The following is a 10,576-nucleotide window of genomic DNA, read 5'->3' as shown; positions in this document are numbered from 1 at the left end:
ATTGCTTGAATTGTTGCTGCTGTTTATGGCGTCTGTTTTATTCGTGACATTTTCCTTGGTGTGCAAAGCCGCCCGCATACCCTCAGCCGAAAGCTTTTTGCCCTCGTCGATATTATAACTCACCGCTTTGAAATCCGTGTCCGTCGCGTCAGTGTAATTGCCTGCGTTTGCCATAAAGATACCCCCTCTTAAAAAATCGTTCACTATTATGTACGGACTAAATTATAACACCTGTTAGAGAATTGTCAATATTTTCCTAAAACGGAGCGCCTGCCGATGACTATAACTAAAATTAAAGATCCCGTGCTCAAAAAACTGGGCGACAAAGTTAAGTATTACCGGGAGAAACGCGGCTACAACCGCGATCGTTTTGCTATTGAGGCCAATGTTTCAAAGTATTATCTTTACCGTCTGGAATACGGCAATATCTCGCCGGGGGTTCTCCGGCTCAAACAAATCGCCGATTTTTTAAATATTAAAGTAAAAGATTTGATCGATTTTTAGCGTTTATTTTTACGCTCTCGGCGAGAGGCGGCGATTTCCGCGTCAATCTCCGTCATAGTCATTTTATCCGTGCCGCTTTTCACAGACTGCGTCTGCATCTTGCTGATCAGGCGTCGCATTTCAGCCTGCCGCACAGCGGACAGTGTTTCATCCATATTAGTTTCATCAACGGGCAGCATTAAAGACAGCGGCTTGCCATTCGTGGTGACTATAATATTGCCGTTTTTGGCCAGCAGACTTTTGAGCTTATTGGTCGAAGTCCTTAATTCACGAATAGATAGAAATTTCATGATAATCTCCTTCTCTAAAATATGTGACACTATTGTAGCACAAATGAGGCACAAACGTCAAGCCAGGAGCGTGGGAAAATTTGCCATGAGGACGAAATGTAGCAATATCTCGCAAGCCAGAAATTTCTCGTAAGTCAGGCCACTTTCATGACATAGATGACCGCGTAATATTTTGGCACAATGGGAACGGCTGTCTGCGGACTGCCACCGCCGCCGGTGACTGAGCCGCTGGGCGTCATAGAAAAACCAACACCCCTATAACCGCGAGCGCCCCAACCATCATGGTCTGGAGTGTAGGTGTTGTTGGGATTCGCCTGAGATTCGCCTGAAAAACAGCCATACGCAGCCGTAAATAGATAAGAATTCGAATTATTACCATCGGATCCAATCCAGCCAAAACCGCCAGTAACATTATTTCCCGTAAACGTATGAGTATGATCCGGCAAGTTGCTGGTCGTCAGCGTCGTGCTGTCACTGCCGACCGCAACTGTCCCGCCGTCAGGCATACCGCGCAGAAATAAGTTAGTCAGGTTCGGCGTGCCATTATTGCCGTCGCATATTTTCCATTTAGCCTTGAACGCGGCATTGGCGGTGTTGTAATAAGTCTTATTATGCATAGCTATTATTGTCCCTATCGGCAAAAAAATGTCCATTAATGTAGCAGTCGCCCAGGCTGTCACCGCCCCGATCGTCGGATATTTGGCCGGATCGTTTAGATTCTCAGCATTAATTGCCGTGGCTTTATTGCTTTTGTCCTCTTTAGTAGTTCTCAACGCATCGAGGTTTTTTCCGGCCAGTTTGGCTGACGGGTAATAACTGTCGCTGGAATTGGCGGTCAGAGTATCCGCCGTGTCGTCCGTTGAAGCAACCTGCTTGTTGGCGACATTTTCCCTGGTGTGCAAAGCCGCCCGCATACCCTCAGCCGAAAGCTTTTTGCCCTCGTCGATATTATAACTTTCCGCTTTGAAATCCGTGTCCGTCGCGTCAGTGTAATTGCCTGCGTTTGCCATAAAAATCCCCCTTTGTTTTTTGCCAATCAAATTTTATTTTAACTCATGTGATAAATATTAACACATGAGTTATTAAAAGTCAAATTTTCTGAAACTACCATTTTGAAAATTATCCGATGTGATAATTTAAGGAGCTGACTATTATCAATAAAATTACCAGGATAAAAAAATATCCTTCGGATCGGGATTGGCATAAGATGTATTCTACGGTGGTCTGTTCCGAGTTAGTGCAGCTCGGACAAAAAATCGAGAGTTTTCGTTTGGATAAAAAACTGACCAAAGAAGATTTTGCCAATGAACTGGGCGTCGGCCTGCTTTATTATTACCGCATCTCCCGCGGCACTGCCAAAGTTTCCGTGCCCACTTTAATTAAAATCGCCAAAGCTCTCGGCGTTACAGCTAAAAGCCTGATCGATTTCTAAAAGCAGCGCGGACACTGAATGGCATACCTCGCTCCCTTCGCCAGCGTATCCGCAGGATACTCCGCTCAGTGTCCATATTTCAACTCCGCCCCCTAGCGGGCTTACAGTTACCGACCGCGCGGGAACTTTTTTTCTGTTAGAATTGTATATCCACTATGAAAAAACTGAAACAAGCTTTACCGTTCGTCGCTTTGCTTTGTTCCGTGCTTGCGGCGCAAATGTACACCTGGGAAGACTGTTTAGCGGAAACCAAAAAAAATAATTTAGCTCTGCAGACCGCGCGCGCCAAAGTAGACGCCAAAAAAATCAGCCTGGATTCTCTATACGGCGGCCTGTACCCGCAGCTCGGCGGCAGTCTCGGCGCGAATACCGGAGCCAGCGCCGGACAAAATGAAGACCTGGGACAGGCCGTGCCGCGTCAATCCGAAAGCGCGCGGCTTTCCGCGCAGCAGCAGGTATACGACGCGCAGACCTGGCCGCGCCTAGAGCAGGGCAAACTTGCTTTGGCAGCGGAAGAGTTAAATTACCAGATCACGGAGATCAATCTGCGTTTACAGCTGCGCCAGGAATTTTGCACGCTACTGCAAACCCAGCAGTCTCTGGAGCTGGCCCAAACAGTTACGGCGCGCCGCAGCCAGCAATACGAGCTGGTCGAGCTGCGTTATTCCGGCGGTCTGGAACATCGCGGCTCGCTGCTGACCGCCAAAGCCAATCTGGCCAAAGCCGAATTGTCGGAAAAACAATTGACGCGCCGCCTGGAGAGAAATAAACAAAAACTCGCGCAAACTCTCGGCGTGGACGCGGCGGCGCAGGAGCTGCTGATCACCGACAATTTCCGCGCCGCGACAGACACGGCCAGCCAGCCGGACATGCTGGCGCTTCTGGATCAATCGCCTACTTTGCTGTCCGTGGCCGCCAGACTGGACAGCGCGCAGTACGACACGGCCATCGCCAAAGCCGCTTACATTCCCGCGGTCTATCTCAACGGCAGCCTCGGCAAAAACTGGGCGCAAAGCCAGGCCAACGGTGAAAACACCAACAGCGAGGATAGCAGCTGGTCGCTGGGCGGCAGCCTGAGTTTCGATCTTTTTGACGGCGGCAAAAAAAGCAGCGCGGTGCGCAATGCTGAGCTGCAGGAAAAAATCCAGGATCTGGAATTAAGCGCCAGCAAACAAAAAGTGCTTCTGACTTTAGATGAAGCGTGGGACAAACTGCTGGACGCGGGCGACAGCATCGGCGCGGCGCAAGAACAACTGCAGGCCGCGACCGAACGCAGCACGATCGCCGCCGAACAGTATGCCAACGGCTTGATTTCTTTTGACAACTGGATAATCATTGAGGACGCGCTGATCAACACGCAGCAGCAGGAACTGAACGCGCGCATTGACGCATTATTGCAGGAAGCCGGTTGGCTGAACGCGAAAGGAGAAACTCTCTAATGAAAAAATTTTGGCTGGCGCTGTTAATTATCCTGGTGGCCGTCGGCGGTTTGCGTTTTTACCAAAAACGGCAAGCGCAAAAAAATGTCGTCACCTACAGCGAAGCGCGTCCGGAGTACGGCGTGGTGCGTGAGATCATCTCCGCCACCGGCACGGTCGAGCCGCAAAATCGTCTGGAGATCATTCCGCCGATCAGTGGACGCATCGATAAAATTTTTGTGCAAGAGGGCACGCTGGTGCAGGCCGGAGAGCAGCTGGCGCTGATGAGCTCCACCGACCGCGCGGCTCTGCTCGACACAGCCAGCACGCAGGGCGCGGAAAAAGTCCAATACTGGTCTGATGTTTATAAACCGACGCCTATTCTCGCGCCAATCGCCGGCCGTGTCATCGTGCGCTCGATAGAACCCGGCCAGACCGTCAACACTAGCACCAAAATACTCGTGCTGGCTGACACGCTCATCGTCAAAGCGCAGATCGATGAGACCGACATCGGCAAAGTGGAAGTTGGCCAAAAAACAGCGATCACGCTGGATGCTTATCCCGATGTGCAGATCGCCGGCCGTATCAATAGAATTTCTTATGAGTCCACAGTCGTCAACAATGTGACGATTTATACCGTGGAAATCACGCCTGACAAAATACCGGCGATTTTCCGTTCCGGCATGAGCGCCAATATCGAGATCATCCGCCGGCAAAAAGACCGGGCACTGCTGATACCGGAAAGAGCCTTGACTTATTCTGGCGGCAGCGCGTCCGTCTTTATCCAAACGCCGGCCGGCCGGCAAAAAACGCCGGTGCAAACCGGTCTGGCGCAAAATGGCCAGATCGAAATAATCTCCGGCTTGACCGAAAACGACATTGTGCTCATCGCGGAAAGACAGGGCGCGACCGGCGGCGCGGCCAGCGGTTCGCCATTTATGCCCAACAGAAATAATGCCCGCGGCGGCGCGCGGACTGCCAGATAGCCGCTGGTTATGCTTGAGCTGCGAAAAATCAATAAGACTTACACCAACGGCAAGATCAGTTTTCAAGCTCTAAAAGACATTGATCTGACTATCCGGCAGGGTGAATTCGTGGCGATCATGGGCGCGAGCGGCTCCGGTAAATCCACGCTACTGCATATTCTCGGATTTCTCGACAATCCTGAAAACGGTGAATATATTTTTCTCCAGAAAAACGTCGCGCGGATGAACGCCGACCAGCTTTGCCATATCCGCCGGCACATGGCTGGTTTCGTGTTTCAGCAATTTCATCTTTTGCCCGGCATCAGCGCGCTGGACAATGTCACCGTGCCGCTGATCTACGCCGGCCAGAGCAAAAACAAAAAGCTGGGTCTGAAAAAACTAGCCAGCGTGGGGCTGGCCGGGCGCGCGGCACACAACCCCAACGAAATGTCCGGCGGTGAAAGACAGCGCGTGGCGATCGCGCGCGCCCTGATGAACGATCCGGTGATCCTTTTTGCCGACGAGCCGACCGGCAATCTCGACACTAAAAGCGAAGAAGAAGTTCTGAAAATTTTAAAAGATTTAAATCAAAACGGCATGACTATCGTGATGGTCACGCATGAAAAAGAAATAGCCGCGCAGGCCGGACGGATAATCACGATGCGCGACGGCCGCATTGTCAGCGACGAAAAAAAATTGGCAAACATCGCCGCCGAAAAACTGGAAGCACTAAATTTTGTCGAACACAAAAAGGCTGGCGCGGAATTGCTCGATCATTTGCGGCAGGCTTGGCGGTCGATCAGCGCCAACAAACTGCGCACTCTGCTCTCGATGCTCGGCATTTTGATCGGCGTGGCGGCGGTGATCGCCATGCTCGCCGTCGGCAACGGCGCGTCACGGTCTATCGAGGCCAACCTGACCTCGCTTGGCTCCAATCTCCTGACTATTCGGCAGGGTTCGCAGCGCACCACCGGCGTTAGTTTAGGCGCGGCCGCTTACAGCCGCTTAACCCTCGCCAATCTCAACGATCTGCGCGCCGTGCCGCATATCGCCAGTATCTCCGGCCAGGTCTCCGGCCGCGCGCAGGTCGCCAACGAAAACGCCAATTGGAATACGACGGTGTACGGCGTTTCGCCGGCTTACGCGCGCATGCATAATTCCGCGCCGACACTGGGCAGGTTTTTCGGCCAGCTGGAAATACAGGAAAGGCAACGCGTGGCGGTCATTGGCTCGACCATTGTGGAAAAACTTTTTGCCAATGAAAATCCGCTCGGCCAAACGATGAAGCTCAACAAACAAAATTTTACAGTGATCGGCGTCATGCCAGACCGCGGCTTTTCCCGCAATGGCAACGACATGGCGCTGATACCGCTTACGACCGCCATGCACCGCACTATGGGCAAAAAATATCTCGACAATATCGAAGTGGAAATCGACGCCGCGGAAAATATCGTCGGCGCCAAAACCGCGATCAAACAAACTTTGCGCAAGACCGCTGAATTAACCGAAGCTGACGAAGCGGCCATCGACATCTGGGACATGTCCGAAATGCAGGAAGCCATCAAAGCCACTTCCGCGACCATGAGCATACTCCTCGGCACAGTGGCGGCTATCGCGTTGGTCGTTGGCGGCATCGGCATCATGAATATCATGCTCGTGTCCGTGACCGAGCGCACGCGCGAGATCGGCCTGCGCAAAGCGATCGGCGCCGGACAAAAAGACATTCTGGTGCAATTCCTCATCGAGTCCGTCGTGCTGACGAGCTGCGGCGGATTGCTCGGCATTATTCTTGGCTGCGCCGCGGCTTTGGCGATCGCCAAAATTCTGAACTGGGCAACCTATGTCTCGCCAGCCTCGATACTGCTGTCCTCCGGTTTTTCCATCAGCATCGGTCTGCTTTTCGGCATCATGCCCGCGCGTCAGGCGGCCGGCCTCAACACGATAGAAGCCCTGCGTTACGAATAAGCCAAAATTTTTGCAATTTTTTGCCCCCAAATTACGATATATAGATGTAAAAATATTGTTTTAATGTTTGCTTTGTAATACAATTATTTAAGTCAAGGAGTTTTATGGTACATCAGCGCGATCTAGGTGAGCGCCGTAAATTTATCACCTTTATGATCCTGCCGCATAATTCCATGCGGGAGGTGTTCCGTCTCAATCTGCCCCGCTGGCTGGCGATTACGCTGGGCATATTCCTGGGGCTGATAATCGCGTTGATTATCGTCTTTTTCCTGTATTCGTCCTACATCGCTGGACGTCTGCTACATTATTACGCTTTGCAGGCGGAAAATCGCACGCAGTCCGTGCAGATCAAAGTTTTTTACAACAAAACCAAAGAGCTGGAAACCGGCATACACGAGCTGGAAGAGCGCGATCAGGAATTGCGTGAACTGCTGGGGCTAAAAAAAGCGTCGATCCGCAAGCCCAGGTCGGGCGGCGAATTGCTCAATGATTTGCCGCAAGAAATTTCCCGGAATATTGCCAGTTTGAGCGAATACATTACCGCCAAAAAACTGGAGCTGGTCATGTTCCGCGACGTCGGCTCGGCGCTGGCCGCGCAGTTCAATAATATTCCGTCGGAAAGTCCGGTGCCGGGCACGATCTGGTCGCGCTATGGTTTTCGCACGCATCCTTTCAGCGGCAAAACGGAATTTCACTCCGGCTCCGACATTCCAATCTGGATGGGCTGTCCGGTCAAATCCACCGCCGATGGGTACGTGACTTTTTCCGGCTGGGACAACGGCTTCGGCAATGTCGTGATTATCGACCATCAGAACGGCTACCGCACAATTTACGGCCACAATCAGCGCAATCTGGTCAAACGCGGCGACCGCATCAAAAAAGGCCAGGTCATCGCGCAGGCCGGCAGCACCGGCATTTCCACCGGCCCGCACGTGCATTATCAGGTGGAATACCGCAACCGCACGCTTGATCCGGAAAAATTTTTAAATCTCAATATCCGCTCGGCCAGACTGTTGCAGTAAACCGCAAAACCCTGTAGTATACGCAGGGGTATACCATGGGCAAGAGAAGAAGAGACATCAACGGCATTTACACAATTCTGGGGCCAGACACAAGTTTCAAAGGAATTTTAGACACACAGGAATCCATGCGCATCGAAGGCAATTTTGATGGCACGATCAACTCGCAGGGCGATATTTACATCGGTGAAGGCTCGGTGGTCAGCGCTAATGTTTACGGCAAACGCGTGATCGTTTCCGGCGAACTCAAAGGCACTGTCGAAGCGATCAACGGGCTGGAGATCACCGGCACCGGCCGCGTGTACGGCGATGTCACCGGCGACCGGCTCATCGTTGACGAGGGCGCGGTGTACAAAGGCAATGTCAATATGGACATCATCACTTCCAAGAAAAAATACGAAGAGGAAAAGTTCGGCCGTTCCGGACGCTAAACAAATGACACTCGTTGTCTGCGGTCTGTCTATCGGCAATCCTGACGACATCTCGCCGCGCGTTCTGCAGAAACTCCGCGAGGCCGATCTGATCGCCGCCGAGGATACGCGTTCCGCCGCGCGGCTTTTGCAAAAACACGGCCTTGGCAAAAAGATCATTTCTTTTTATGACCACAATGAACAGGAAAAAACTCCGCAAATCCTGGAGAAACTCCAAGCCGGTCAAACCGTCGCGCTGCTCTCTGAAGCCGGCATGCCGCTGATCTCCGACCCGGGTTATCATCTCGTCGCCGCCGCGCGGGAAGCCAGTCTGGATATCGACGTGATCCCCGGGCCGACCGCGCTGATCACCGCGCTGGCCGCGTCGGGGCTGCCGACCGACCGTTTCGCTTTTGAAGGATTTCTGCCGAGCAAGCCCGCCGCGCGGCAAAAAACTCTGGCCGCGCTGCAAAATGAAACCCGCACGCTGATTTTTTACGAAGCGCCGCACCGTATCAGCGCGGCCCTGCAAGACATCGCCGCGATTTTTCCTCAGCGGCAGTGTTTTGTCGCGCGGGAATTGACCAAAAAATATCAGGAATTTTGGCGCGGCGCGGCGGCGGAAATTTTGGCCAAATTACAAACTCCCCGCGGCGAATTTGTCATCGTGCTGGCCGGACGAAGCGCGGCGGACTGCACGGAAATCCCGCCGGAAGCCAAAAAACTTTTGGCCGCGCTGCAAAAAGCCGGCCTGCCGGATAGTCAGCGCGTTGATATTACCGCGAAAGTTTTTCAGCTGGCTAGAAATCACCTGAAAAAAATTATATACTCCCTGCAATGAAGGAAGCCAAAAGGCAGATAGAGCAGAGGGGGTATATCTCTTTCGCTTTTTGTTCCAGCGACAGACACGCGCCGCTCTACTTTGGATTTAGTTTCGCCACGCTGGCCGCGATTCTGGTGTTGAGCGCGCTGCTGTGTTTTTTCACATTTTACGTGGCGCGCCACACCGTTTATTTTTTACAGGCCACCGCGGACTATCAAAATATTATTTCGCAAAACCAGCTTTTGCACACCAAGATCCGCATTGCCGCGGAAAAACAGGCGCAGGTCAAAGCGCATATTCACGAGCTGAAAACCCGCGAAGAAGAGATCAAGGAATTGGTGAATAACGGTTTTACGGAAATGCAGCCGTCAGAAAAAGAATTGAGCGCTTATCCGCTGATCACAACGCACCGCATCGTCAGCCAGGCCGGCGAGTTTGGCCGCGTCCTGATCGACAACGCCATTGTCGTCGAATATTTTGACGACAGCGCCAAACCGCTGGCTTTTCAGCGCGCACTGGTCACTGCGGAAAAACTCAAAGAACTACTGGCCAGCCGAACTACGCTGCGCAAATACCGCGTGAAAAAAAGCGGCAATTCGATTTACGCCTACATCAACGAACAGCCGATCTTTGTCGTGCTCAACGCGGACACCGCGCGCCTGCGGGAGCCTTTGTCCCAGCAAAAACTGGCCGAGCACTGGCTGCGCAGTATTAAAAGCGCGCTGGCCGGTCAGCAGGAAAAAATTTCCTGGCTGGATAAAATTCCTTTCCGGCGTCAGGAGCGGCGCCGCCAAAATACGCTGTACAAAACGTTGTACCCGAGCATCAATTATCCGGCCTACAGTGTCGCGCTGGATTCGTCGGAAACCAATCAGCGTCTCAAACAGGTGGAACATTTGCTCAAAATGTCTCTGCAGGAGATCACCGCCTACCGCAAATCTTTCGAGGAGCTGCAGGCCAATGTGCGGGCTTATCAGCGCCGCTTTGATTACACGCCGTCGATTTTTCCGGTCAAGAATTCTTATATTTATTCGGATTTTGGCTGGCGGCATCACCCCATAGCCAACGCGCCGCGTTTTCACCGCGGGGTCGATCTGCCGGCGTGGCACGGCGCGCCGATCTATGCCGCGGCCGCCGGTGTTGTTATAAATTCCGGCTGGTCAACCAGTTTGGGTTATTACGTGGAGATCGAACACAGCAGCGGGTTTTCCACGCTTTACGGCCACAACTCCGCCAATCTGGCCGCGGCCGGACAAAAAGTGGAAAAAGGCCAGCTCATCGCGCGCGTGGGTTCGACCGGTTTGTCCAATGGCAATCACTGCCATTACGAAGTGCATTATTATAACCGTCCGGTCAACCCGACACGCTTTTTGAATCTCAACGTTTTCACCGCACAGGGTAATTTGTAAAAACATACGTCGCCTGCTACGCAGGCTTGCGACTGCGTGCGACCACAAGTCGCCGCAGAAGTGTCGGTGGCTGACCGAGCCACCGGCTAGGCGGAACTTCACGTCGCTAGCGCTTGTGAAGTTCCGCAGGCAAAAATCTTGCTGCTTTTCTATATTGTAGATATTTTGCCGGTTATCTACAGAAAGGAGAAGTAAAGATGTTTTGTATTGACAATTTGTATGTGTATGTGTTATTATCCAGTCTGGAATTTGAATGGGACGAGGAAAAAAATAAAAAGAATTTGGCAAAACACGGTGTGGACTTTGCGGATGCGCAGTATATTTTTAATGATCAGTTTTGC

12 protein-coding genes are annotated in these 10,576 nt (G+C 52.2%); 10 read left to right on the top strand and 2 right to left on the bottom strand.

Going from position 1 to position 10,576, the window contains the following annotated elements; all coding sequences use genetic code 11:
* Positions 1–276: 276 nt before the first annotated feature.
* Positions 277–504: a helix-turn-helix domain-containing protein gene (locus LBJ25_05945; protein ID MDR1453497.1), complete on the top strand. Its 228-nt coding sequence runs from the start codon at positions 277–279 to the stop codon at positions 502–504.
* Here LBJ25_05945 and LBJ25_05940 read toward each other — a convergent pair.
* Together LBJ25_05940 and LBJ25_05935 are read right to left on the bottom strand one after the other, a co-directional pair.
* Positions 501–794: a type II toxin-antitoxin system Phd/YefM family antitoxin gene (locus tag LBJ25_05940; protein MDR1453496.1), complete on the bottom strand. Its 294-nt coding sequence runs from the start codon at positions 792–794 to the stop codon at positions 501–503. The two genes, LBJ25_05945 and LBJ25_05940, sit on opposite strands and share 4 nt — an antisense overlap.
* Positions 795–928: 134 nt before the next feature.
* Positions 929–1,804, bottom strand: a complete 876-nt coding sequence (locus tag LBJ25_05935; protein ID MDR1453495.1) for a hypothetical protein — start codon at positions 1,802–1,804, stop codon at positions 929–931.
* A gap of 197 nt (positions 1,805–2,001) precedes the next feature.
* Here LBJ25_05935 and LBJ25_05930 point away from each other — a divergent pair, with 197 nt between their 5' ends.
* The 9 genes from LBJ25_05930 to LBJ25_05890 form a co-directional block, all read left to right on the top strand.
* Positions 2,002–2,226, top strand: a complete 225-nt coding sequence (locus tag LBJ25_05930; protein ID MDR1453494.1) for a helix-turn-helix domain-containing protein — start codon at positions 2,002–2,004, stop codon at positions 2,224–2,226.
* Positions 2,227–2,381: 155 nt separating this feature from the next.
* Positions 2,382–3,665, top strand: a complete 1,284-nt coding sequence (locus tag LBJ25_05925; GenBank protein ID MDR1453493.1) for a TolC family protein — start codon at positions 2,382–2,384, stop codon at positions 3,663–3,665.
* Complete coding sequence (locus LBJ25_05920; protein MDR1453492.1) at positions 3,665–4,630, top strand: HlyD family efflux transporter periplasmic adaptor subunit; 966 nt, start codon at positions 3,665–3,667, stop codon at positions 4,628–4,630. Before LBJ25_05925 ends, LBJ25_05920 begins: the two co-directional genes overlap by 1 nt.
* 9 nt (positions 4,631–4,639) lie before the next feature.
* Complete coding sequence (locus tag LBJ25_05915) at positions 4,640–6,574, top strand: ABC transporter permease (GenBank protein ID MDR1453491.1); 1,935 nt, start codon at positions 4,640–4,642, stop codon at positions 6,572–6,574.
* A gap of 104 nt (positions 6,575–6,678) precedes the next feature.
* The gene (locus tag LBJ25_05910; GenBank protein ID MDR1453490.1) at positions 6,679–7,596 is read left to right on the top strand and encodes a M23 family metallopeptidase; all 918 of its coding nucleotides are present in this window, start codon (positions 6,679–6,681) and stop codon (positions 7,594–7,596) included.
* 35 nt (positions 7,597–7,631) lie between these two features.
* Complete coding sequence (locus LBJ25_05905) at positions 7,632–8,024, top strand: polymer-forming cytoskeletal protein (protein MDR1453489.1); 393 nt, start codon at positions 7,632–7,634, stop codon at positions 8,022–8,024.
* A gap of 4 nt (positions 8,025–8,028) precedes the next feature.
* Positions 8,029–8,844, top strand: a complete 816-nt coding sequence (gene rsmI, locus LBJ25_05900; GenBank protein ID MDR1453488.1) for a 16S rRNA (cytidine(1402)-2'-O)-methyltransferase — start codon at positions 8,029–8,031, stop codon at positions 8,842–8,844.
* Positions 8,841–10,235 carry a M23 family metallopeptidase gene (locus LBJ25_05895; GenBank protein ID MDR1453487.1) on the top strand — a complete coding sequence of 465 codons (1,395 nt, stop codon included), beginning with the start codon at positions 8,841–8,843 and terminating at the stop codon, positions 10,233–10,235. The genes rsmI and LBJ25_05895 overlap by 4 nt, the downstream gene beginning before the upstream one ends.
* 242 nt (positions 10,236–10,477) lie before the next feature.
* The coding region (locus LBJ25_05890) for a BrnT family toxin (protein ID MDR1453486.1) at positions 10,478–10,576 on the top strand (99 nt) is incomplete at its 3' end.

It is taken from the genome of Candidatus Margulisiibacteriota bacterium (assembly GCA_031268855.1).
GTDB lineage: Bacteria > Margulisbacteria > Termititenacia > Termititenacales > Termititenacaceae > Termititenax.
Note: the sequence above shows the minus strand (reverse complement) of the source record. Positions and strands in the feature narration are given on the sequence as shown.